This is a genomic window from Chryseobacterium sp. HNCC26DJ240 (genome assembly GCF_057180485.1).
The window spans coordinates 242,765-267,661 of sequence record NZ_JBXUGK010000002.1; the positions used below are offsets into that span (position 1 = coordinate 242,765).

Below are 24,897 nucleotides of genomic sequence, written 5' to 3' on the forward strand. Positions count from 1 at the left end.
CGCCTTTATTTTGGGCAAGATGTAGTGGGTTAGCGTTTTGAATGGTGCAGAGAATTCATCCTTATTGATCTTAGCAGTTCCTTCCGGTTATCATGTAACTAAAAAAACACTGCTTATGAATAAAAATGAATCTCAGCCAAAGAAGTTAACCGATCTTCAGATATACAATCTGCTGAAAAAAGGAGACGAAAATTCATTAAACTACATTCATACACGGTACAGAAGACTTTTGTTCTGGCTCGGAAAACAGATCCTCGATGATGATTTTGTCGTAGAAACACTTGTGCAGGATACATTCCTCAAACTGTGGTTTCACCGCGATTCCATTGAAACGCCCGATCATATTCGCGGTTTTTTACGTTTTGTTTTAAAAAGAGACTGCCTCACCTATTTCAGCTCTTCCCGAAGCAAATTCGCACGCTTGACGGCTTCTCTTGAAAGTTTTGAGAACTATCAGAACTATCTTGTGGGTTACGATCCCATGCATGATACCGAGCATCTTCTCACTCAGGAATCCGAGCAGAAAAATTACGATGAAGTGAAAAAGGTTTTAAATGTGCTGGATTCCAAAAGAAAACACCTGATCGATCTTTGCCTTGAATATGGCTTTGAGTACAAACCTATCGCAGAAGCAATGGGCAGCAGCATAAAAGACATCAGCAATGAAGTGAACAGAGCCATAGATGATCTTAGGAAAATTTTAAACAGAGATTCTTTTGAACGGTCAAAAGACAAAGCTTCCGGTACTGAAGAGCAGTCAGGACAGCTCAGCAGTCAGCAGCTTGAGATCATCAGAAGAAGGTTTGAACACAAATCTTCCTTCGCAGTGATTGCCCGACAACTCAAATTACCTGAAAAGGAAGTCCATCGCGAATTTCTGTATGCCTACCAACATCTGCAAAATAAAAACACATCTGAAATATCTTTTTGAAATGGAAAAGTCCACGATTACATTGACCCGAAAAATTCAGATGCTGATTGACTTTTCCGAAAATGAAAGAAAAGAGATGTGGGAAAAACTCTACCGCTACCAGAACAGGTGTTTCAGGGCGGCTAATTTTATTGTTTCCCATCTCTATGTTCAGGAAATGATGAAGGATTTCTTTTACCTCACAGAAGAAATCAAATACAAACTGACCGATGCAAACAAAGATGAAATGGGAATGTTCACCCGTTCGAAAACAAACACAACGGCACGCATGGTTTTCGACCGTTTCAAAGGAGAGATCCCAACCGATATTCTGGGAAGCCTTAACAATACAATTCAGTCCACTTTTTCCAAAAACAAAGCCGACTATTGGCAGGGGGTAAAATCACTGAGAAATTTTAAAAGAGATATTCCCATCCCGCTTCCGGTGAAATGCATCAGCAAAATGAGATATGATCCTGAAAAGAAAGCGTTTTGCTTCAACATGTTTGCGATTCCCGTTAAAACGTACCTCGGGAAAGACTTTTTCGGATAAGCGACTGATAATGGAACGGCTTTTAAAGGGAGAGATAAAACTTTGTACATCGCAGATCCAGCTGAAAGCCGGAAAAATATTCTGGCTTGCCGTATTTGAATTTGAAAAGGAGGAACATTCTTTAAAACCTGAAATCATTGCCGAAGCTTCTCTGTCTCTGGAACATCCAATCGTAGCAAAAGCCAACAATGTGCGGATCAGTATTGGCTCGAAAGAGGAGTTTTTATACCGCAGGCTGGCGATTCAGGCAAGTCAGAAAAGGATTCAGAACGGCATTCCCTATGCCCGTTCCGGAAATGGAACCAAACGCAAACAAAAGGCAATGCATAAAACAGAAAATCTGGAAAGCCGTTATGTAAGCCATCGGCTCCATATGTACAGCAGGAAGCTTATTGATTTTTGCATCCGGCAACAGGCAGGAACACTGATTCTCAAAAATCAGGAAGATAAAATCGGCATTGCAAAAGAACAGGAATTTGTGCTCCGCAACTGGAGTTATTATGAATTGCAGACCAAAATAAAATACAAAGCAGAAAAGGCCGGTATCGAATTGATCATCGGATAACTTAAAAAACAACGAGGGTGCTTGTAAACCCGCAGGGTGAGGTCATGATACACTCACTAAATACTTTTAGTATATACAACGGCGTGGGCTCTTTTTTTTAAAACATGCCTATTTGCATTTTAATTTTGAAGTCATTTTTCTACCCTTCGGGGATGGGGAAGAAAAATGACATCAGAATTTTATGTATTAAATTATGTTTTACGGCTGTCCACAAAAGAATTATATGGAAAAAAAATACCTACATTTTATATATCCGCTTTCATAATCATCATTTTATCTGCAAATTTTTTAATTTACAGATTGAATTTTAAAAAACCATAATGGAAGAGGGGAGATGATCGCTTTTTACTACTGCTCAAAGGGCAGGATAAAGCCACCTTAATGCCACTTTAAGCCTTGTTTCAATTATGTTAAGTTTTGTGCTTTAGTGAACACTGAAATCCGGATGGATTTTGTAATCTATTACATACAATGATCTTTCAAAAAATCGGATTAATGTCTATCTGAATAGAAAACATGATCTTGAGTTGAAAAACATCTAAAATCTTTGTAGGTGAAAATAATTGTTAATTTTAATGCTTTCTCTAATAATCCTAAACTCCTGATTACGAAAATACTAAAGCTCACGATGATAAAATAACGATAGTCTACCGACAAAAAAGACTAAAAAAATGTTTTATCGTAAAGAATTTTATATATTTGCACCATCTAACAATAAAAAAAATATTTACTATGTCAGACATTGCATCAAGAGTAAAAGCTATCATCGCTGATAAGCTTGACGTTGAAGAAACAGAAGTGACTCCTGAGGCTAGCTTCACAAACGATTTAGGAGCAGACTCACTAGATACAGTTGAGTTAATCATGGAATTTGAAAAAGAATTCAATATTCAAATCCCTGATGATCAAGCTGAAAAAATTACTACTGTAGGTCACGCTATCGCTTATATCGAAGAAGTAGTAAATAAATAATATTCTCTTCAACAAGAAAGAAATTTAAACAAAGTTTATGGAATTAAAAAGAGTAGTTGTAACTGGTTTTGGAGCGATAACGCCTATTGGTAATAATGCGCAAGAATACTGGGAAAATCTTGTAAAAGGTGAGAGCGGTGCCGCTCCGATTACTCTTTTTGATGCCACAAACTTTAAAACAAAATTCGCCTGCGAGGTGAAAAATTTCGATCCGCTTCAGCATTTCGATAAGAAAGAAGCTAAGAAGATGGATAGAAATACCCAATTGGGTTTGGTTGCTGCAAGAGAAGCAGTAGCCCACTCAAGAATTATTGAAGATCAGGTAGATAAACATAGAGTAGGTGTAATCTGGGGGTCTGGTATTGGTGGTCTTGAAACTTTTGAAACAGAAGTTCTGGGCTGGGCAAATACAGATATTCCAAGATTTAATCCTTTCTTTATTCCGAAAATGATTGCGGATATTACACCTGGACACATCTCTATTGAGTATGGTTTCCATGGTCCCAATTATACTACGGTTTCTGCGTGTGCATCTTCAGCTAATGCCCTCATCGATTCAAAAATGCTTATCCAGTTAGGTAAAGCTGATGTAATCGTGTGTGGAGGTTCCGAAGCTGCCGTTACGGCAAGTGGAGTAGGAGGCTTCAACGCAATGATGGCACTTTCTACAAGAAATGATGACCCAACAACGGCTTCAAGACCTTTTGATAAAGACAGAGATGGCTTTGTATTGGGTGAAGGAGCGGGAACTATTATTCTTGAAGAATACGAGCACGCTGTGAAGCGTGGCGCTACAATTTATGCAGAATTGCTGGGAGGTGGTATGAGTGCAGATGCACATCATATGACTGCACCGCATCCTGAAGGTCTTGGCGCTTATTTAGTAATGAAAAACTGTCTTGAAGACGCTGGTTTAACTGCTGATGAAGTAGATCATATCAATATGCATGGTACATCTACTCCATTAGGAGACATCGCTGAATCAAACGCAATTTCAAGATTATTGGGTGAGCATGCTTTTGATATTCAGATCAATTCTACAAAATCTATGACAGGTCACCTTTTGGGGGCTGCTGGAGTTATCGAAGCTATTGCGGCTTTGGGAACTATTTTACACGGTGTAGTACCGCCAACCATCAATCATTTTACAGATGACGAAAAGATTGACAGCAGACTGAATTTTACATTCAACCAGGCTGCTAAAAAAGACGTGAAAGTGGCTATGAGCAATACTTTCGGTTTTGGTGGGCACAACGCTTGCGTTCTTTTTAAGAAAATCTAAATGTACTGATGGAGTTACAGAAATACTTTTCTAAATTCCTTCTCAAGCAAAGAAAAAGAAAACTCACAGAGAGAGACTCTTTCCTGAGCACAGAACTATACAAAATTCTAGGTGCTGAGGTACAAAATCTTGAGCTCTACCGTGAAGCTTTTTCATTAAAAAGTTCTTCGAAAAACAACGATAGAAACTACGAAAGATTAGAGTTTCTAGGTGATTCCGTTTTGGGGACGATTATTTCGTGTCATTTGTTTCAAACGTATCCTAAAGCAAATGAAGGATATCTTACGCAGATGAAATCTAAAATTGTGAATCGCAAGAACCTGAATAAACTTGGTGAAGATCTCAAACTTACACAGCTTTTGCAAAAGCAAAGTGCTGTAACAGCTTTGGGTGAAAATATTTGTGGTAACCTGTTTGAAGCTTTAGTAGGTGCTGTATATCTCGATTTTCATTATGAAACCTGTAAAAGCATCGTTTTAGAAAGACTCCTTACACCTTCAGAAATTATTAAGCTTGAAAATAAAATTGTAAGCTACAAAGGTCTCCTTCTGGAATGGAGCCAAAAAAAGAAACTCAATATAAAGTACGAAACCTGCGAAGAGATTCAACCTACGAAAGCAGTGGTTTTCAGATGTCACGTTTGGTTTGGTGAAGAGAAAATTGCCAATGCTACAGAGACTTCAAAGAAAAAAGCTGAAGAAAAGGCTGCACAACGCGCATTTTATATTTTAAACAAAAAAGAAAATATTCTTGGAAGTACAAAAGCTTTATGATCTGGATGAGATAGAATCCGAAGATATCACCATTGGTTTGGTGAGGTTGGTAAAATCTATGCAGGATCATGAGTTTTTCTTTAAAATAAATCAGAATTCTGATCTGAGTTTCTCCAGAATAAAAGATCTCGTTTTTCACGGTTCTTATTATGATTATTGCTTTTCCCGTTTTGAAGCATATCATAAATTTACAAAAACATGCTACACTTTCATCTCAAACAGATCATCTGAAAGTAGGCAAAAAAAAATTCAGACCGAACTCTTTGCGGAAGAAGATAACATTAAATTTTTATTAAATAATCAGCCCGATGTGGAATATATTCTGCACAGTTCAGAACAGTATGCTGATTTTTCCGTAATTTTGCTCCCTGAAAATCTTGTATTTCCTATACAGGATTATATTTTGAGTTCTGAAGAAGAACTTTATCAAATAATACAGTATTATGAATAAGTATTTAAAGAAGACAAAAATTATTGCAACGCTGGGTCCGGCTTCATCTTCAAAAGAAGTCATGTTGGGATTAATGAAGGCTGGTGTTGATATTTTCAGAATAAATTTTTCACACGCAGATTACGACCTCGTACGTAGTAATATCAATATTATCAGAGAGCTTAATCAAGAATATGGCTATTCAGTAGGAATTCTTGGAGATCTTCAGGGTCCGAAACTTAGAGTTGGGGTTGTAAAAGAAGGTTCGTACCTTAACCCTGGTGATGTATTGACCTTTACTAATGAGAAAATTGAAGGAGATTCTACGAGAGTTTACATGACGTATCAGCAGTTTCCGATGGACGTAAAAGTTGGGGAAAGAATTCTGATTGATGATGGTAAACTGATGTTGGAAGTCCTTGAGACCAATCAGATTGATACTGTAAAAGCAAAAACGATTCAGGGTGGACCTTTGAGTTCTAAAAAAGGGGTTAACCTTCCGAATACTAACGTTTCTCTTCCTGCTTTAACTGAGAAAGATATTCAGGATGCCAACTTTATGATGGATATGGAGGTAGACTGGATCGCACTTTCATTCGTACGTCATGCTCAGGATATTATTGATTTAAAAGAATTAATTGCGAATCACCCTAACGGTAAGTTTAAAACGCCAATTATTGCTAAAATTGAAAAGCCTGAAGGAGTAAAAAATATTGACGAAATTTTATTGGAATGTGACGGATTAATGGTTGCCCGTGGTGACCTTGGTGTGGAAGTTCCAATGGAAGAAGTACCTGCTATTCAGAAAAATCTGGTTGAAAGAGCAAGATTCTTTTCAAAACCTGTAATCATTGCTACTCAAATGATGGAAACAATGATCAACAGCCTTACTCCGACAAGAGCAGAGGTGAATGACGTCGCCAATTCTGTTTTGGATGGTGCTGATGCCGTGATGCTTTCAGGTGAAACTTCAGTAGGAAGGTATCCTGTGCAGGTAGTTGAAAACATGGCTAAAATTGTGAAGAATATTGAGATGACTCATTTTTACCAACACAAAAACGAGCCGATTGAAAAAGATTACAACTGTATCGACGAAAGATTTATCACCAATCGTGTGTGTCTTGCCGCAGTAAGAATTGCTAAAACGACTAATGTTTCTGCGATTGTAACTTTAACGAACTCCGGTTACACAGCTTTCCAGCTTTCTGCACACAGACCAAATTCTCACATCATCGTTTATAGCGGAAATAAAAGAGTAATCAATATGCTGAATCTTCTTTGGGGAGTACGAGCTTATTATTACGATATGAACAAACCGACTGACGAAACCATTATTCAGGTCAATATGCTGACGCATAATTACGGTTATATCGAGTCTGGTGATTTTGTAATCAACATCAATGCTACACCATCTTTTGAAGGAGGCAAAACAAATACCTTAAGACTGACAACTATTTAATCTAAGTTTAGTCTAAAAATTAAAAATCTCACGGAAATTAATCCGTGAGATTTTTTTTGAATTATTTTTGAATTGAATTAGAATCCTAAACCAACTGTAAATCCTTTTACCGGATTCGGGAATGTTACTGATGAAGCAGCAGCTCCCGTTGTAAGGTTTACAACATAGATTTTATTATCAGTACCAACAGAGGCTAAAAGATAAGCTTTCTGAGACATTGCACCGATATCAAATCCGTTAGCTGATGTGATGTTAATTCCTAAAGCACCTTTTTCAACCAAAACACCTCCGTTTGGTGGGTTTTGAAGGTATAGTTTGTCAGTATTATGATCAATTACATAAAGTTCTGTAGCAGTTGCTCCGGCAAAGTTGTTTGTGTAAGCTGCTGAACTTACTGTTGGTGTTCCCGGGTTTAGTGCAGTGTCAATCGCTGTAACAGCACCGGTAATAGGATCAAGTCTTAAGTTTTGTCCTGTATTACTTACAACTCTTATTTTATCAACTGTAGGATTAAAATCAAATCCGAACTCAGTTCCAACTAAAGGAGTTGTAAGTGTACCTGTACCAACCTGAGTTGCAGCACCAGTTCCAAGATTAATAGTGTAAATTCTGCTTGTGCTTCCTAAAGCATAAAGTTGCCCGTTTAGCGGTCTGAAATCAATTCCTAAAATGCCCTCACCAGTTTGTAAACCTCCAATAGTCTTAGAAACCAGTCCCTGTGAAGGATCGTTAGGATTAAAGATTTGCAGCTCATTAGCGTTATTAATGGCATAAGCTACAGGATTGGTTGGGATTGCAATATCAACTATTTTTGAAGGTAAAGCACCAATACTCGAAGCTTTTCCTGTAGCAAGATCTACACTGTATAAAGCATTTTGTCCACCACTTGTTACTGCCATTAATGCATTTTTATTATCGGGACTGATGTCAAAAGCAGCCTGACCTGTAAACGTAAAACCTAAATTTCCTACTTCTGCCAAAGTACCGTTGTTAGGTGGGTCTTGCTTAAATAATTTTCCTGAAGTCACATCAATATCATATAAAGCAGTGGTTGCAGCTCCAGATGTGCTGTTGGTGTAAGCAATTCCTGTAATAGATGATGTTGTTGCAATAGCTCCGTCGGTTGCGGCAGTTGCTCCGGTTTCAGGATGTAATCTCAGATTTTGTCCGGTACTGGTTACCAAGCGGATTCGGTCAACAGTAGGATTAAAGTCAATCGAAGCAATTGTTCCGGAAATTGCCGGAGTAAAAGCTGTTGTGCTTACCACTCGTGCCGATGCGTTAGTAGTATTAATAACATACAGTTTACTGGCACTGGATAATGCATAAAGCTCACCGGTGGCAGGTCTGAAATCGATGCTCATCAGTTTTTCGCCGGCTGTGATACCGGTTATTGCAGTTTTAGAGATAAAAGTTCCGGTATTTTTGGCATTGAATGAAGTGATTTCATTATTGTCCGTTAGGCCATATACCATAAGATCAGGCCCCTGTACCATGGGCTCCATTCCGTTGACGTCGTCGTCATTACAAGATAATACAGTTGCGACCATTACTCCAGAAAGAAGGAGAGAGAAAAGTTTGTTCATAATGTTTAATATTTGGTTTTAATAATATAGCTATATACGAGCCAAAAATAAAATCGGTTTTAAAAACAGATTTTTTTAATTGAATAATTTGTTTAAATTTGCATTTCCATTGCGGAAAAACTTATGGTTTGCGAGTATTTTGGTTTAGTATTTAAAAGTTTTTTTAATAAAAAGTTTTTGATATTCAAAAAATCGTTATATTTGCACACCGAAAATTTGAATAACAATAAAATAAATAATTTAAATCATGGCAAAGGAAACGTTTAATCGTAACAAACCACACTTGAACATTGGTACTATTGGTCACGTTGACCATGGTAAAACTACACTTACTGCAGCTATTTCTGCTGTATTAGCGAGCAAAGGTCTTGCTGAGAAAAAAGATTTCTCTGCTATTGACTCTGCTCCTGAAGAAAAAGAAAGAGGTATCACGATCAATACTGCTCACATCGAGTACGAAACTGAAAAAAGACACTACGCTCACGTTGACTGTCCAGGTCACGCGGATTACGTAAAGAACATGGTAACGGGTGCTGCTCAGATGGACGGTGCTATCGTTGTATGTGCTGCTACAGACGGACCAATGCCTCAAACTAGAGAGCACATCCTTCTTTGTCGTCAGGTAAACGTACCAAGAATCGTTGTTTTCATGAACAAAGTTGACATGGTAGACGATGCTGAATTGTTAGAGTTAGTTGAAATGGAATTGAGAGACTTATTGTCTACTTACGAATTCGACGGTGATAACTCTCCAGTAATTCAAGGTTCTGCTTTAGGAGCTCTTACTGCTGCTACTGCTGCTACTGTTGATACTGAAGACAAATGGTTCAAATCAGTTGAAGAATTGATGGATGCTGTTGATACTTGGATCGAGCAACCACCAAGAGATACTGATAAGCCTTTCTTGATGCCAATCGAAGACGTATTCTCTATTACAGGTAGAGGTACTGTTGCAACTGGTAGAATCGAAGCTGGTATTATCAACACAGGAGATCCTGTAGATATCATCGGTATGGGTGAAGAAAAATTAACTTCTACTATTACAGGAGTTGAGATGTTCAGAAAAATCCTTGACAGAGGTGAAGCTGGAGATAACGTAGGTCTATTGTTGAGAGGTATTGAAAAAACTGACATCAAGAGAGGTATGGTAATCGCTAAGAAAGATTCTGTGAAGCCTCACAAGAAATTCAAAGCTTCTGTTTATATCCTTTCTAAGGAAGAAGGTGGACGTCACACTCCATTCCACAACAAGTACCGTCCTCAGTTCTACGTAAGAACTACTGACGTTACAGGTGAGATCTTCTTACCAGAAGGTGTAGAAATGGTAATGCCTGGTGATAACTTAGAGATCACTGTAGAATTGCTTCAGCCAATCGCTCTTAACGTAGGTCTTAGATTTGCGATCAGAGAAGGAGGTAGAACAGTTGGTTCAGGTCAGGTTACTGAAATCTTAGACTAATCATCTTAATATAATTAAAGTTCCGTAAGGAAACTTACGGAACTTTTAATCTACGGGCATCGTCCAATGGTAGGATACCGGTCTCCAACACCGTTGATCAGGGTTCGAATCCTTGTGCCCGTGCAAATATAATTTATGAGTTCATTTGTTGATTTTATAAAAGGTTCTTATAACGAATTCAGACATAAAGTTGAATGGCCAAAATGGTCAGATCTTCAGTCTTCTACAATTGTAGTGACTATAGCTACTGTGATTCTTGCATTGTTTACCTTTGGAGTTGATGAGCTTTTCTCTAAAGCAATCAGCAACATCATCGGAATGCTAATCAATATGTTCAACTAAAAAAGGATTTTCCCATAATGAGTGAATTGAAATGGTATGTGCTGAAAGCCATCAGCGGACAGGAAAATAAAGTGAAAAACTATATTGAGACAGAAATCAAACGTTTAGGGTTTGAGCAGTATGTTACTCAGGTAGTGATTCCTATGGAAAAAGTAATCGTTCTTAGAAACGGTAAAAAAGTTCCTAAAGAAAAACCATATTATCCTGGTTACCTAATGGTAGAAGCAGACTTGATGGGGGAGATTCCACATGTCATTAAAAACATTCCGGGAGTAATTTCTTTCTTGAGTTTAACTAAAGGAGGTGACCCAGTTCCAATGAGAAAATCTGAAATTAACAGAATGCTCGGAAGAATGGATGAACTTTCAGAATTTGCTACAGATCTTGAAATTCCTTTCATCGTTGGTGAGAATGTAAAAGTAATCGATGGTCCTTTCAACGGATTCAACGGTACAGTAGAGAAAATTCTTGAAGACAAAAAGAAAATTGAAGTTTCTGTATTAATCTTCGGAAGAAAAACACCGATGGAGCTTAGTTTCATGCAGGTTGAGAAAGTTTAATCTTTTTTTTTAAATATTATAAAACCAATCCGAAAGGGTTGGTTTTTTTATTTGTAATTATTTCATTTTAATTTTTTGAATCATTCACTTTTGTTGTTTCACTTTTATTTAATTTTGTTAAACTAAATCAAAATTAATATAAAACTAAAACCTGTGAAAAAGCTTCAATTGCTGATGTTCTTTTCAGCCCAATTTTGTCTTGCACAAAATCTCATTCACCATACGACCAATTATTTTGGACCAAATGCTAATCCTGTTCCGGAATTTACAGATGCTACCATTCCTAAATTTACCCAGGTAAGTTTTACAGGGGATTATTATTTCGGTCGCGGCGACGAAACGTTTTCGAATCTTACCAAAATTGAAATTCCATTAATAGCTGAAAAAGTTTCAGTAAAAGTCTGGAAAACTCTTATAGAACACTATTCTGTTTCAGATAAAATCGCTGTAAGAAGACAGATGCAGAAGAATGAAGGCTTTGCCACAGGAGATTTTTATGTGCAGACGAGAATTAAGTTATTGTCTGAAGGTCACTCCAAACCCGATTTAGTTTTAAATTCTACTTTAAAAACCGCGTCAGGAAGTGATTTTAAGAACCGACGTTTTTTCAATACCACAGGTTATTATTTTGATGTTGAAATGGCGAAATCTTTTAGGATGAATGGTTTTATTAATGAAATTCGTGTAGTTGCAGATTTGGGATTCTTTTCGTGGGATGTGCTGACGCCGCAAAATAACGTTCAGGATGATGCCATAATGTATGGAGGGAAACTGATTTTAAAACACAAAAATATCAGCTGGGAAAATACTCTATCCGGTTACAATGGCTGGATAACAAGAGTAGAGGATTATGGTGACCGACCAATGATTATTACATCAAAGATAAATCTTCAGAATGATTCGGGAACCGTTTGGTTTCTTCAGTTCCAGCATGGAATCCGATATTTCCCTTACGAGCAGATAAGAATCGGACTACAGCTTCCGTTAAAGAAACTGACCCCGAAATTCTTTTAATATTTATAAAGTATAAGAACTGATTAAATTGATATTCTGAATATTTGCAGGATCAATACTGTATTGCTTCACTTCAGAATTGGTAAAAGCAAATAAATGATTATTGTCGATAATCAAATCACGTGCAGGAACATTGGCAATGGTTTTTACCACACTTGGATTTTGAGGATTGCTGATATCGAAAATCACAATATCATTTTTGTCGCAGATGTAAAGGTAATTTCCATTTAAGGCTAAACCTTTTGCTTCAGAAAGATCACGTTGTGCTATGAGTTGTGGTTGCTGAATATTGGTAGTTTTGTAAACCATCAGAACATTATTTGCGCCACCACAAACCGTATTGGCATGTAAAGTAACGAAAGCATGGGTACTGTTGGCAACTACCGGATCGCACGCTCTGAGGTGTAATGCCTGTGATACAAATTTCGGATTTTCCGGTTCCGCAGCAATGTTATAGATAAACATGCCATTTCGGGATCCTATAAATAGGTAATCGCCGTTGGAAAACAGTGTCTCAATATCAAAACCAACGTTTACTGTTCTTACTTTTACCGGATTTTCGGGATTTGTAATGCTGAAAACATTCAGATTTGAGTGGTCTACCACATACATATTGTTATTTTTAAGAATAAATGTGGCCGTGGAACCTTCTTTTCCGTCACTGCTTTGTTTGTCCGAAGAGTCATTATTACAGCTGAAGAGAAAGACAAGAAGAAATATAAATGATAAATTTTTCATGGTGTTTTTATTTAAGTTTCCAGTCAACAATTATTTTATCAGTCATTGGTGCACCGTCAAAACCATCCGGAGACTGAATGGCAGGAAATACGTTTTCAATTCTTTTTAAAACCTGAACCTCATTGGTAGCTGTATTGATTTTTAATGTAACTAAATCTGTTGCCTGATTAAGGTAAAGAATATCGTTGCGGATTGCAACATCGGTTGAACCTAAAGCTTTCAGATATTTTAATTTTTTAGGATTGGCCGGATCAGAATTGTCGACTATATGAAAACCGTCACGGTTATCATTCACAAAAATGTACTGATCTTTCAGATAAATCTTGGCATTTTTTGTAGTTGGTTTGGGATTTTGAACTTTAATGTCAGCGAGTTGTGTTTTGGTAGCATAAACAGGTTCGTACATCGATTGAGGTTCTGCAATAGGATCGTCTTCAAAGTTGAACAACCAGCAGGACTGCAACAGAGATAGACTTGCAAACAGCATAAAAAGTTGTAATTTTTTCATTGTGTGGAGATTTGCGATAAAAATAAACATTTAAATGAAACAGAGATATTAAAATAATTTAATTTTATTTCTGAACTTTAATGTGCTAAGTATTTGGTAATTAAAAATAATTTCATAATTTTGCAGTCCGAAAAGTAGGTTTACTTTATGTGAGTGCGGTAACCTGCTGAATAATAAATGCTTCCAAACTCATTAATTATTCAAATTTAAAAAACAAACAATGGCTAAAAAAGTCTTTAAAATGGTTAAGCTCCAGGTAAAAGGAGGAGCAGCAAACCCATCTCCACCAGTAGGTCCAGCTTTGGGTTCTGCAGGTGTGAACATCATGGAGTTTTGTAAGCAATTTAACGGAAGAACCCAAGATAAGCCAGGACAAGTTTTACCTGTAGTAATTACAGTATACGAAGACAAATCTTTTGAATTCGTAATCAAAACTCCTCCTGCAGCAATCCAGTTAATGGATGCGGCTAAAATCAAAGGTGGCTCTGGAGAACCAAACAGAAACAAAGTAGGTGCTGTATCTTGGGCTCAGGTTCAAAAGATTGCTGAAGACAAGATGACTGACCTAAACTGCTTTACTATGGATTCTGCAGTTTCTATGGTTGCAGGTACTGCTAGATCTATGGGATTAAGAGTAACAGGAACTAAACCAACTTTTAACGCTTAATACTTAGAGAAATGGCAAAATTGACTAAAAAGCAAAAAGAAGCTGCTAGCAAAGTAGAAAAAGGAAGAATCTATAACCTTGAAGAAGGTTCTGCTCTTGTAAAAGAGGTGAACACTGCAAAGTTTGATGCTTCTGTAGATATCGCTGTAAGATTAGGAGTTGATCCTAGAAAAGCTAACCAAATGGTAAGAGGTGTAGTATCTCTTCCTCACGGTACTGGTAAAGATGTTAAAGTTTTGGCTTTAGTAACTCCAGATAAAGAAGCTGAAGCTAAAGAAGCTGGTGCTGACTATGTAGGTCTTGACGAATATTTACAGAAAATAAAAGAAGGTTGGACAGATGTTGACGTTATCGTTACTATGCCGGCTGTTATGGGTAAATTAGGACCATTGGGTAGAGTATTAGGACCAAGAGGTTTGATGCCTAACCCAAAATCAGGTACTGTAACTATGGAAATTGGTAAAGCAGTAACTGAAGTAAAAGCTGGTAAAATTGACTTTAAAGTAGACAAATACGGTATTATCCACGCTGGTATTGGTAAAGTATCTTTCGATGCTGCTAAAATCAAGGAGAATGCTCAGGAATTGATCTCTACTTTGATCAAAATGAAACCAACTGCTGCTAAAGGTACTTATGTGAAGAGCATTTATTTGTCTTCTACAATGAGCCCGGGTATTGCAATTGATACAAAAGCTGTTAACTAATTATAATCCTTAAGACAATGACAAAAGACCAAAAAGTTGTAGCAATACAAGAGATCAAAGATTTGCTTCAGGATGCTAAAGTAGTTTATGTAGCTGATCTAGACGGTTTGAACGCTGCTAAATCTTCTGATTTCAGAAGACAGGCTTTCAAGCAAAATATCAAAGTAAAAGTGGTGAAAAATACACTTTTGCAAAAAGCAATGGAGCAGATTGACGGAGTAGATTTCTCTGAAATGTTCGAAACTTTCAAAGGAAACTCTGCATTAATGGTTGCTGATACAGCAAACGCTCCAGCGAAATTAATCAAAGACTTCAGAAAGAAAGACGAGAAGCCTGCTTTAAAATCAGCTTTCGTACAGGAAACATTCTATGTTGGTGACAACAACCTTGATGCGTTAGTAAGCATTAAGTCTAGAGAAGAAATGATCGGTGAAATCATCGGATTACTTCAGTCTCCAATCCAAAGAGTTGTTTCTGCTCTTCAAAATAAAGCTGAAACTGCAGAAACTGCAACTGAAGAAGTTGCTGCACCGGCAGTGGAAGAAACTCCAGCTACTGAAACTCCAGAAGCTGCTGCAGAAGGAGAAGCTCCAGCTGCAGAATAATTAGACTCTCAAAAAAATCAATCAATAATCAACAAAAACATTACAACAATGTCAGATTTAAAAAATTTAGCTGAAACGCTAGTAAACTTAACAGTAAAAGACGTAAACGAATTAGCAACTATCCTTAAAGACGAGTACGGAATCGAGCCTGCTGCTGCTGCAGTAGTAATGGCTGGTCCTGGTGCTGGTGAAGCTGCTGAAGAAAAGACAGAATTCGACGTAATTCTTAAGTCTGCAGGTGCTTCTAAATTGGCTATCGTTAAATTGGTAAAAGATTTAACTGGTGCTGGTCTTAAAGAAGCTAAAGACATCGTAGACGGAGCTCCTTCTGCAATCAAAGAAGGTATCTCTAAAGACGAAGCTGAAGCTCTTAAGAAGCAATTAGAAGAAGCTGGTGCTGAAGTAGAATTGAAATAATTTTCAGTTTTAAAATATAAGAAAGCGGTAGACGAAAGTTTACCGCTTTTTTTGTGATCTAATTTTAAATATATAGCAGTCTTGTTTCTACTTTGTTTAAACTTTGTGGATTTAGGTTGTGATGGTTTTAGATTCCCAATTTTCGCAATTGACCTTTTTCATCGCGACACTATGTTTACAATATAAAATATTTTTTCATGCTAAATGATTCAGTTCATGAATGTAGGATTACATAATTTCACGATGCTCACATTCAATAAATAAAGACAATAATAATTGAGCCGTTTTGAAGCCGATAAAATTGCATAGGCTTGCCATCCCTTATGCTAATTCATCAATACCGATTCGCTGCAATTAGAATAGTTTGCGATACCAGTGTGCATCAATTGGCTATTTGCAATGGTCAAAACTTTTATCTTTTTAAGAGCCTTTGGAAAAGCTTTTTTTGCTTTGTGCTGTCATTTATATTTTAAAATGAAACAATTATGAGTTTAGGAGAAAAAACTAAGATTATTTCTTCGTTTTTCAAAAAAGGCCTTATTTTTTTAGCGAAAAATATTGAATATTAACATAATTTAAAATAAAAATGTTGAAAATTGCTCGATTTATGGTTTTTTACCCTGTTTTTTTTTCTTTAAAAAAAGTTAATTAATTTAAATTTTAAATAATTATCGTCTATAGTTTTAAAGATATATTTAATTCTAAAAGAAACAATGAAAAAAATATAGATTTTTTGCTGTCTGATTTGTTAGAGTTAATTTTGCCGAAGCAATAAAAACGAGTATTGAAAGACATTTATGCAGATTTTAAACTTCATTTGGGGGTGAATTCCCAAAACCTACCTGCGCTTTGTAGGTTTGTTGTCGTACTGTTTTTATTCCTTACTTCATCCATTTCTGCACAAGACAGTCTTCAGTCTAAAATTTCTGACGAAACACAGATTACTGTCATTGGAAAAGCACAGATTTATTCTTCAGATCAATCCTTTAATAAAATTATTGCCGACCAAAAAGTAAAGGTTGTTGCTGTCATCAATTACAAATCCGATGATCGCACCATTTTAATTACTTCAGTCAATAAGACAAAAAATCTGCCTGCAGAAGCAAAGCTTCCACAAAGGAAAATTATCAAACCTATTGATCAGTCTGTTTTAGCAAAGCTTAAAAAAATTGAGAAAAAAGCAGCTGAAAACGGAATTGCCTTTAAAAGCCATGTGTCTGATAAATTTTTTAATGCTGGAAATGTTTCGCAAATTAATTTTATTGTTCCTGACTCTCAAAATCTTTCCATAAAAAGCAATTTAGCTCAGTATACAGAGATTCTGCAAGTCTTTATTCTCATTTTTGAAAATAATAACTTCTATTTTAATACACGTTCTAAGACAGACGGATATTCTGAAACCTATTCATTGCGTCCACCGCCAGTATTAGTTGTTTAGTCTTTTGTAGAATGATGTTATAAAATGTCATTCATAAAGTTTTATTAACTAATATTTTTCAATATGAATTTAAAATTTGAGAAAATAATTTTCTCTTTACTTTTTCTGCTGAGCTGTAATCTTTTGCTTGCTCAGACTATGCCTGCCACTAATGGCGCACCTACAGCAGGTAGTGCACCTTGTGGTAATTGTACGCCGACAGGTTGGAATAATACTGGTGGTACTCCAGACATCGCTAATGGTACAACAGCTGGTGTAACCGGTGGTGCTGGAGGTAGTGGTGTGGGAGCGAATTGGACGGCTTCAATAGGAGGTACAACTAATTTTACTTTACCTAATCCACCAAATAATCATACCACATGGCTTTCTTTAAGAGATGTAGGTACTTTACAAGCTGAAGAGTCAGTAACAACTACCATTAGTGGATTGACTATTGGCAGGACTTATGAAGTTGTAGCATTTTCTGCTACAGCAGTTACGCGTACAAATGGTAACTCATCTGTCAACTATGCTGGTACATACATAGATCAGTTTTTTATGGAAATTGTGGGGAGTGGAGTAACTCCAGTTGCAGTAACTCCTGTGACTGTAAATACTTGGGGAGTGAGTAAGCTTCGTTTTACTGCAACCGCAACTACGCATAGTTTACTCATCAGACCTGGAACTAATGCAAGTGTAGGTACTTCATCTGCAATTGTATATAGTGGTTTGGAAACTGTTCAGTTATCAGTTTCAGTAAATGCTGTAAATACAGTACCTATTGCTGTGTCAGATAACACTCAGACATTACAGAATATTCCGGTAAGTTTCAATATTCTTACGAATGACTCTGATCCTGGTGGGGCTGTTAACGTAGCAACAGTAGATTTAAACCCTGCAACAACTGCAATAGATATTACTTACAATGTTCCTGGGCAAGGAGTTTGGTCTGTTAATTCCATTGGTGTTGTCACATTTACACCGGTTTCAACATTTACAGGAGTTGCAACTATACCTTACACAGTAAGAGATAGCTATACTCAAAACGGTGTAAGTGCTCCTGCTACTTCTAACAGTGCAAATATCAGTGTTACAGTAATAGCGGCAGATGCAGCAGATTCTGATGGTGATGGAATTATTGACAGTATTGACCTTGATGATGATAATGATGGTATTTTAGACAGTGCAGAAGGATTGTGTGCTACAACTTCTTTAGTTGTTAGAGATGGTTTTGATACAACTCTAACGAATACGCCTTTAACAACAAATGGTAATAATATCCAGACAACCAATCCATTTAATGGATGGTCTGCGGCGAATCCTACTACAGGAGCTTTGTTGCCAGCGAGCGCATTCAATATTGTAAGGGTAGACGGTACAGGCTATTCTTTAGGACCTGATTTTGCACAATCCGGATCGCAATATGTAGATATCAATGGCGCAGATGCTTATGTGTATCAGGATTTTACTTTTACAACACCCACTGTAGTTTCAGCTTCAGCATGGTTTGCTAACAGAGCAACTAATGTTGCGGGGTACGTGCCATATACTACAAGAATTGAAATAATAAATACTGCAACAAATGCGGCAGTTGCTCAGGGTAATCAATTATCTTTTACTGTGGCAATGGGTGATGAAGGTTGGTATCAGAGTGCTGTCTCTAATATTGCTTTACCGGCCGGAACTTACAGAATTAGAATGTTAGTAAGTGATTTTGGGCACATGGACTCAATTTCTTACTGCTTCTCTACAGATACTGATGGTGATGGTATTCCAAATCACCTTGATCCGGATTCGGATAACGACGGTTGTCCTGATGTCATCGAAGGTGGTGCAAACTTCCAAAATGGTGCTTCATACATTACAGGAAACAGATTGAATACTACGGTAAATGGTAGTGGTGTAGCTGCAGTTCCTGCAGGAACTACAGGATATACGCAGGCTGGCGGACAGACTGTAGGCACTTCTCAGAGTGCAACAGCTAATGAGTGTTATATTGACGCTAAAAATGACATCACTGAGACACCAAGAAATACTGCGGTGTCTGGTTCGGTGCTTACTAATGACATAGCGATAGGACTTGCGATGTCTACGACAGTACTGCCGACATATCTTAATGCTTCAGGCGTTGCTACAGCATTTGTGTATGGAACACCGGCAAACGTATATTCGGCTGCCGGAGTGTTGGCGGGTTCTATGACGATCAATTCAAACGGAACTTATACTTTCACACCTACGGCAACATTTATCGGAACTGTACCTGTAAATTATACTGCTGTAAGTGCAGGAGGCTTTATAGACACTGCTTCTTTAGAAATTAAAGTAGTTTCTAATGTCAATACCTATTTCAACAATCCACCGATTGCCTTGAATGATAATGGAATTACTAAGATTAATACCAACCTTGCTTCTACAGTTTTAGGAAACGATTCTGATCCTGATGGAAATACCATTACAGTAAGTGCTGTGAATGGTGTAGCAGCTAATGTTGGTGCAGGTATTTCTGTCTCAGGAACAAATTCTGCAGGAACTGCTGTAGCCAATGCAGGAACATTAACTTTAAACGCGGCAGGAACTTATACTTTTGTTCCGACAAACAATTTTACAGGGACTATCAATACAGTTACCTATACAATTACTGATGGAAACGGAGGTACTTCTTCTGCAAATCTAAATATCGAAGTTCAGGCTGCTACTACGCCTCCGGTTGTTTTTGCAAGCGATGACGCAAAAGCTACACCAAAAGGAGTTGCTGCATCAGGAAACATTCTTTCGAATGATACCAAAACGTCTGCAGGTACTTTAACGGTTACAAGCGCAACGGTAAACGGTGCGGCAGTAACGGTAAACGGTAACGCTCAGACAATCGCTGGAGTAGGAACGGTTTCTATCAATCCAACAACAGGTGCATATACTTTCACACCATTGCCAAATTATGTTGGTACAACTCCTGTTGTTTATCAGATATCTGATGGTGCCGGAAATACTTCCACAGCAACTCTATATCTTACATCTTTAGATTTAGGATTTATGGATGCTAAAAATGATATCAACCAAACTCCGGTAAACACTCCGGTGTCAGGTGGGATACTTTCAAATGATGCTTTCTCAGGAACGGCTACCGTAAGTTCAGCTACATACTTAAACGCTACAGGGGTAGTTACAACACTTCCTCTGGGTACAGCCACAAACGTTTATTCAGCTACAGGGGTATTGGCAGGCAGTATGAATTTGGCAGCAAACGGAAATTATACATTCACTCCTGCTACAGGATTTACAGGTGCTGTTCCAATCAATTATACAGCAACAAACTCTGCAGGTCTTACAGATACAGCTTCTCTTGAAGTTAGAGTATTACCTGTAGTAAGCACTACTGCCAATAATGCACCGGTAGCAATCAACGATACAGGTGTTACTAAAGTGGGAGTTACATTAAACTCGAACGTTCTGGCAAACGACAGTGATGCAGACGGAAACGCAATTACAGTAACAGGAGGAACTACGGTAAACTCTGTAGGAGCTACAGTTACACTTACACCTGGAACGGGGGTTACTGTTTCTGGAGTGAACTCTAGCGGTGTAGCGGTAGCCAATGCCGGTACTTTCACATTGAATGCAAACGGAAACTATACATTTGTTCCAAACGGAAACTTTGTAGGTACGGTAAACCCGGTTAACTACAACATTTCAGATGGAAATGGAGGTACTAGTACAGCAATAGTAAGTGTTGAGGTAAAACCAGCAACGGCGCCACCAGTTGTATTTGCAACAGATGATGCTAAAGCTACTCCTAAAGGGGTGCAGACTTCAGGAAATGTTCTTACCAACGATACCAAAACTAGCCCAACTGCTTTAACGGTAACGGGCGCTTCAATAAATGGTACAGCTCTCACGGTAGGTTCAGAAACTACCATCGCTGGAGTTGGTATTGTAAGACTTAATACAGATGGATCTTACATCTTTAGACCACTCCCTAATTATGTAGGAACTACACCGGTATTATATACAACTTGTGAAGCTTCTGTACCACAGAACTGTGCTCCGGCTACATTATACCTTACATCATTAGAGTCTACTTATGTAGATGCTAAAAATGATATCAACCAAACTCCGGTAAACGTTGCTGTTTCAGGATCGGTTGTTACCAATGATTCAGGATCTAGTGCTATTACTATTCCTGCAAGTGGAGCTACTTACCTTAATGCGGCAGGCGTGGCAACTCCTTTCACATTCGGTACTGCTGCAAACGTGTATTCAGCGCCAGGTATTTTAGCAGGTTCAATGACATTCAATGCAAACGGAACTTATTCATTTACTCCGGCTACAGGATTTACAGGTAATGTTCCTGTGAATTATTCATTGACAAATGCAACAGGGCAAACGGATACCGCAACTCTTCAGATTAAAGTGGTTCCTGTGGCAAATGCGTCAGTTAATGATGCACCCGTAGCGCTTAATGATACAGGAGTTACTAAGGTGAATATAACTTTAAACTCAAATGTTTTAGCTAACGACAGTGATCCTGATGCCAACGCACTTGTTGTTACTGCAGGTCTGCAAGGTACAACTCCAATCGTAGTGGCAACGCCAATTACAGTATCTGGGGTAAGTGCTACAGGTGCTGCTGTTACCAATGCAGGTCAGTTTACGCTGAATGCAAACGGAAACTATACATTTGTCCCAGCCACAGGTTTTGTAGGAACGGTAAATCCTATTAACTATGCAATTTCTGATGGTAATGGAGGTGTAGATTCTGCTATATTAAGTATAGATGTGAAGCCTACTACAACCCCACAGGTAGTTTTTGCTAATGATGATGCAAAAGCAACTCCTAAAGGAGTTTCTACTACAGGTACTATTTTAGGTAATGATACCACAACAGGCGGTGGAACACTTTCATTTACTGGAGCTACGGCAGGAGCTACAGCAATCTCACCAGGAGTACAGGCTACAATTCCGGGTGTAGGTAATCTTACAATTAATGCAAATGGTACATATACTTTCGCACCATTGGCAACCTATGTAGGAACAACACCAGTATCTTATACAGTATGTGACAGCAATGCTCCGCAAAACTGTGCGCCGGCTGTACTTTACCTTACTTCTTTAGAAACTTCTGCATATTGCTACAGAGCTCCTAATACCAATGCAGGAATTACATCTCCTGTAAAACACGGTATCACGGCCCTAAACAGAGCAGGATCTGCAACTGCAGAGTGGCCAAGTGTAAGACAAAGTGCCTGGACAGTTCTGGAAGCTAAAACAAAAGGATTTGTGGTAAACAGAATGGCTTTTGATGGCTCAGGAAATCCGGTAGGAATCCCTGTTGCAAACTTTATCGAAGGTATGATGGTGTATGATACAACCAATAACTGTCTGAAAATGTATACCTCTACGAACGGCGGAACTACTTTCGCATGGTATTGTATGACAACTCAAGCATGTCCGAATTAATTTTAAAATCTAGCAAAATGAAAAAAGTAATCACTATAATAATGATTTCTGCAGCAAATATTGCTTTTGCTCAGATTGCGATAGGAAAGGCAAGTATTTCAACCATTCCTTCTACTGTAAATCCCAATCCTTCAGTTTCTCTGGAGTTCGGAGATTATGCAGGAGCGTTACAGGGTAAAGGCTTGGTTCTTCCGTGGGTAGACTCTGCGGGAGCTACTACAGGGGCGGTTTCAGGCACTATTATCTATGATGTGACTGATAAAATCGTGAAATACAAAGTGCCTACTTCGGTAGAACAGACAGGTTGGAAAGCACTTTCAAAAAACGAAACCACTTATGTAGGTACAACTCCAAATTCTGATACCACTGGTGTTGTTAATACATCACTTCAAAATGGTCTTTCAGATGGAGCAAATGCTAAAGCAAGTATAGGAACATTGGCTACACCGGATGTACCGGGAATCCTTGTCTTAGAAAGCGCTACTCAGGCAATGATTTTGCCGAAAGTAGCAAGTCCGCATCTTAATATTGTAAACCCGGAGCCGGGTACGATGGTATATGATACGGATGCAAGACAACTTGCTATCTACAATGGTAAAGTCTGGTCTTTCTGGAAACCTTAAATCAACTAAGAATTTCCACTTAATAATAATTCCGCCTCTGCAAAGGGGCGGAATTTTATTTTATCTGAATTTTATTCAGTCTAAACTTTACTATTATTTCTTCAAAATTAATGTGGTTATTCTTAAAAGCAGAACATTCTAAAACGACAAAATTTTCTGATGGTTCTTGCTTCAGTATTATGGAATCTGTAATTTTCTGCTCATTATTATGATTTAATTTAGATAAAAAATAACACAATTTTAGAGATTGGTTTTCAAAATGAAAAGCCAGATTAAGGGATTGGCTTCTGCGAATTATATTTCTTGCGAGTGTAAATGCATGGTTTATTCTTCAATTAAAATTTTCCAAAACTCAAGTTTTTTTCATAAAAAAGTCCCACCAATGGCAGGACATAAAATTAAGCGAACTAATTTTTTTTTTTTTTTTTTCACTACAAATGTAAAAGGTTTAAATAAGATTTCATTCAGTATAAATACGTAATTTGTCTGATAAATTTTATTTAATCAAGGGCAAAATCTTGTTCTCAAGCATTTTCTTAGAATTTTGCCAATCTTTATTGTAATCTTTCCAGTTGGTAGTGTAAAGCACGTTTCCTCCTTGGTCAACTAAAATGAATTTTCCGTAATCGTCAATCATTTCATTGTGTTTTGGGGTGATTTCAGTGGCAAGCTTTTTATTTCTTCTTCCTGTTTTGGTACCGTAAAGTTCATCTTTTAAAACTCCAAATTTCACATTTTCAGATTTCGATTTAATAAAATTGATGGCATTTCCTAGTCTTTTATCATGTTCAGATTCTACCAGCACTACAAAAAGATTTACTTTTCCGGTTTTTTCGAGTTCTACAGCATCAGGAAAGTGTAGTCTGCAAGGGGCGCACCAAGAAGCTAAGGTATAAAAAACGGTGTAAGGTTTATCCGAATTTTTAGCAAGGCAGATCAGGTCATTCAACTCGACCTTTAAAGCTTCAGATGCATCAGATTTCTGAAGACTGCATGCTTTTGTGTTTTGAGCAGAGAAACTCATCGAAATGAAAAGAAGAATAAGGTAAATGTTTTGTTTCATTGAAAGCTTTTTTAATTTGGACTGTAAAGATTTGATTTAAATGATAATAATATCGAAAGGTAAGATTTAAAATCTTAGCATAAGATAGTAATTATTGATATTGTTGACGAAAATTTACATCTAAAAAAGAGCTGCCGGAAAAAAATCCGACAGCTCTTCGCTTTGGTGTGAAAAAAATAAACCTAAGGTTTCCAGAAGGACCATACTTTCCCGTTGTAAACAGCAATCTGTTTTGTTACGGTATCATAGGCCATCATTCCGGGTTCAGGGTTAATAATGTTGAGATGCGGGCTGGCTACCTTCGGTAGAATCATTGCCTGATTGGTATTCTCCAAAACCAAAATTCCCGGAGGAGTAGATGAGGTTGAAGAGCCAATATTTACTTTCGCATCTGGAGATTCTGTGATATTTGAAGCGTCCTGTAAAGCTGTAGATACAACACCCGTAGTATCAAAATTAGGATTCGTTCCTACGAGAGTAGTTTCATTTTTTGACAAATTGAAATAAGAGTTTGTGCCGTTTTTCAACTTCACAATCTTATCACTCACATCATAAAAGAACGTGCCTTCTACAGAATTTGCCACAGCTGATGCTGAGTTTACGTAAGGAAGGATAATTCCTCTTCCCAACTGCGGACCTGCATAATCACCAAACTCTAACGAAATAGATGGATTGGGTGTATTGGGGGCGGCTGGTGAAGGCAGCGACGTTACAGACGGTTTCCCGATTGCGATCTGTGCAAAAGCAAGCTGTGCTGCACAAATCAGGATTATATTGAATGATTTTTTCATTTTTT

The 24,897-nt window shown here is 37.6% G+C and carries 22 protein-coding genes, 1 tRNA gene and 1 pseudogene; 19 read left to right on the forward strand and 5 right to left on the reverse strand.

The features are described 5' to 3' along the window. The first annotated feature begins 115 nt into the window (after window positions 1-115). The 7 genes and pseudogenes from AC2A1G_RS04325 to pyk all read left to right on the forward strand — a co-directional run bounded on the left by AC2A1G_RS04325 (window position 116) and on the right by pyk (window position 6,944). Window positions 116-931: an RNA polymerase sigma factor gene (locus AC2A1G_RS04325; RefSeq protein ID WP_484045721.1), complete on the forward strand. Its 816-nt coding sequence runs from the start codon at window positions 116-118 to the stop codon at window positions 929-931. A gap of 1 nt (window position 932) precedes the next feature. Then, window positions 933-2,028: pseudogene (locus AC2A1G_RS04330) on the forward strand (nuclease/transposase family protein). A 732-nt stretch (window positions 2,029-2,760) separates the two neighbouring features. Then, window positions 2,761-3,000 (forward strand): acyl carrier protein, encoded by a 240-nt coding sequence (locus AC2A1G_RS04335; RefSeq protein ID WP_002976354.1) that lies wholly within the window; start codon window positions 2,761-2,763, stop codon window positions 2,998-3,000. A gap of 37 nt (window positions 3,001-3,037) precedes the next feature. Then, window positions 3,038-4,282 carry a beta-ketoacyl-ACP synthase II gene (fabF, locus tag AC2A1G_RS04340; protein WP_484045722.1) on the forward strand — a complete coding sequence of 415 codons (1,245 nt, stop codon included), beginning with the start codon at window positions 3,038-3,040 and terminating at the stop codon, window positions 4,280-4,282. An 8-nt stretch (window positions 4,283-4,290) separates the two neighbouring features. Further along, window positions 4,291-5,055, forward strand: coding sequence for a ribonuclease III (gene rnc, locus AC2A1G_RS04345; RefSeq protein ID WP_484045723.1), 765 nt, complete (start codon window positions 4,291-4,293; stop codon window positions 5,053-5,055). Then, window positions 5,033-5,506 (forward strand): IPExxxVDY family protein, encoded by a 474-nt coding sequence (locus AC2A1G_RS04350; RefSeq protein ID WP_484045724.1) that lies wholly within the window; start codon window positions 5,033-5,035, stop codon window positions 5,504-5,506. Before rnc ends, AC2A1G_RS04350 begins: the two co-directional genes overlap by 23 nt. Beyond that, the gene (gene pyk, locus AC2A1G_RS04355) at window positions 5,499-6,944 is read left to right on the forward strand and encodes a pyruvate kinase (RefSeq protein WP_484045725.1); all 1,446 of its coding nucleotides are present in this window, start codon (window positions 5,499-5,501) and stop codon (window positions 6,942-6,944) included. The genes AC2A1G_RS04350 and pyk overlap by 8 nt, the downstream gene beginning before the upstream one ends. Window positions 6,945-7,021: 77 nt before the next feature. Here pyk and AC2A1G_RS04360 read toward each other — a convergent pair whose 3' ends face one another. Then, window positions 7,022-8,530, reverse strand: a complete 1,509-nt coding sequence (locus tag AC2A1G_RS04360) for a DUF4394 domain-containing protein (protein ID WP_484045726.1) — start codon at window positions 8,528-8,530, stop codon at window positions 7,022-7,024. Between the two features lie 247 nt (window positions 8,531-8,777). Between AC2A1G_RS04360 and tuf the strand changes: the two genes are divergently transcribed. The 5 genes from tuf (at window position 8,778) to AC2A1G_RS04385 (ending at window position 11,905) form a co-directional block, all read left to right on the forward strand. Then, window positions 8,778-9,989 carry an elongation factor Tu gene (tuf, locus tag AC2A1G_RS04365; protein WP_055983809.1) on the forward strand — a complete coding sequence of 404 codons (1,212 nt, stop codon included), beginning with the start codon at window positions 8,778-8,780 and terminating at the stop codon, window positions 9,987-9,989. Window positions 9,990-10,041: 52 nt separating this feature from the next. Next, window positions 10,042-10,112, forward strand: a tRNA-Trp gene (locus AC2A1G_RS04370). 12 nt (window positions 10,113-10,124) lie between these two features. Continuing rightward, entirely contained in the window at window positions 10,125-10,331 is a 207-nt protein-coding gene (secE, locus tag AC2A1G_RS04375) for a preprotein translocase subunit SecE (RefSeq protein ID WP_056074831.1), read from the forward strand. Window positions 10,332-10,348: 17 nt separating this feature from the next. Next, window positions 10,349-10,891, forward strand: coding sequence for a transcription termination/antitermination protein NusG (gene nusG, locus AC2A1G_RS04380; RefSeq protein ID WP_056034714.1), 543 nt, complete (start codon window positions 10,349-10,351; stop codon window positions 10,889-10,891). 153 nt (window positions 10,892-11,044) lie between these two features. After that, window positions 11,045-11,905 carry a hypothetical protein gene (locus AC2A1G_RS04385; RefSeq protein ID WP_484045727.1) on the forward strand — a complete coding sequence of 287 codons (861 nt, stop codon included), beginning with the start codon at window positions 11,045-11,047 and terminating at the stop codon, window positions 11,903-11,905. A gap of 3 nt (window positions 11,906-11,908) precedes the next feature. Here the strand turns inward: AC2A1G_RS04385 and AC2A1G_RS04390 are convergent, their stop codons facing one another. Next, window positions 11,909-12,643, reverse strand: coding sequence for an LVIVD repeat-containing protein (locus AC2A1G_RS04390; RefSeq protein WP_484045728.1), 735 nt, complete (start codon window positions 12,641-12,643; stop codon window positions 11,909-11,911). A gap of 7 nt (window positions 12,644-12,650) precedes the next feature. Then, entirely contained in the window at window positions 12,651-13,151 is a 501-nt protein-coding gene (locus AC2A1G_RS04395; protein WP_484045729.1) for a hypothetical protein, read from the reverse strand. A 220-nt stretch (window positions 13,152-13,371) separates the two neighbouring features. On the opposite strand from AC2A1G_RS04395, the gene rplK reads away from it, so the two are divergent. From rplK to AC2A1G_RS04430, 7 genes are all read left to right on the forward strand, one after another. Then, window positions 13,372-13,818, forward strand: coding sequence for a 50S ribosomal protein L11 (gene rplK, locus AC2A1G_RS04400; protein WP_034679146.1), 447 nt, complete (start codon window positions 13,372-13,374; stop codon window positions 13,816-13,818). Between the two features lie 11 nt (window positions 13,819-13,829). Beyond that, window positions 13,830-14,522, forward strand: a complete 693-nt coding sequence (gene rplA / locus AC2A1G_RS04405) for a 50S ribosomal protein L1 (RefSeq protein WP_055983824.1) — start codon at window positions 13,830-13,832, stop codon at window positions 14,520-14,522. Between the two features lie 17 nt (window positions 14,523-14,539). Next, entirely contained in the window at window positions 14,540-15,127 is a 588-nt protein-coding gene (gene rplJ, locus AC2A1G_RS04410; protein WP_484045730.1) for a 50S ribosomal protein L10, read from the forward strand. Window positions 15,128-15,175: 48 nt separating this feature from the next. Further along, the gene (rplL, locus tag AC2A1G_RS04415; protein WP_055983830.1) at window positions 15,176-15,544 is read left to right on the forward strand and encodes a 50S ribosomal protein L7/L12; all 369 of its coding nucleotides are present in this window, start codon (window positions 15,176-15,178) and stop codon (window positions 15,542-15,544) included. 784 nt (window positions 15,545-16,328) lie between these two features. Beyond that, window positions 16,329-16,982, forward strand: coding sequence for a hypothetical protein (locus tag AC2A1G_RS04420; RefSeq protein ID WP_484045731.1), 654 nt, complete (start codon window positions 16,329-16,331; stop codon window positions 16,980-16,982). A 63-nt stretch (window positions 16,983-17,045) separates the two neighbouring features. Then, window positions 17,046-22,415 carry a beta strand repeat-containing protein gene (locus tag AC2A1G_RS04425; RefSeq protein ID WP_484045732.1) on the forward strand — a complete coding sequence of 1,790 codons (5,370 nt, stop codon included), beginning with the start codon at window positions 17,046-17,048 and terminating at the stop codon, window positions 22,413-22,415. 17 nt (window positions 22,416-22,432) lie between these two features. Further along, window positions 22,433-23,038, forward strand: a complete 606-nt coding sequence (locus AC2A1G_RS04430; RefSeq protein ID WP_484045733.1) for a hypothetical protein — start codon at window positions 22,433-22,435, stop codon at window positions 23,036-23,038. A gap of 496 nt (window positions 23,039-23,534) precedes the next feature. On the opposite strand, the gene AC2A1G_RS04435 is transcribed toward AC2A1G_RS04430, so the two are convergent. Beyond that, window positions 23,535-24,101, reverse strand: coding sequence for a TlpA family protein disulfide reductase (locus AC2A1G_RS04435; RefSeq protein WP_484045734.1), 567 nt, complete (start codon window positions 24,099-24,101; stop codon window positions 23,535-23,537). 182 nt (window positions 24,102-24,283) lie between these two features. Further along, window positions 24,284-24,892: a hypothetical protein gene (locus AC2A1G_RS04440; protein ID WP_484045735.1), complete on the reverse strand. Its 609-nt coding sequence runs from the start codon at window positions 24,890-24,892 to the stop codon at window positions 24,284-24,286. Window positions 24,893-24,897 lie beyond the last annotated feature (5 nt).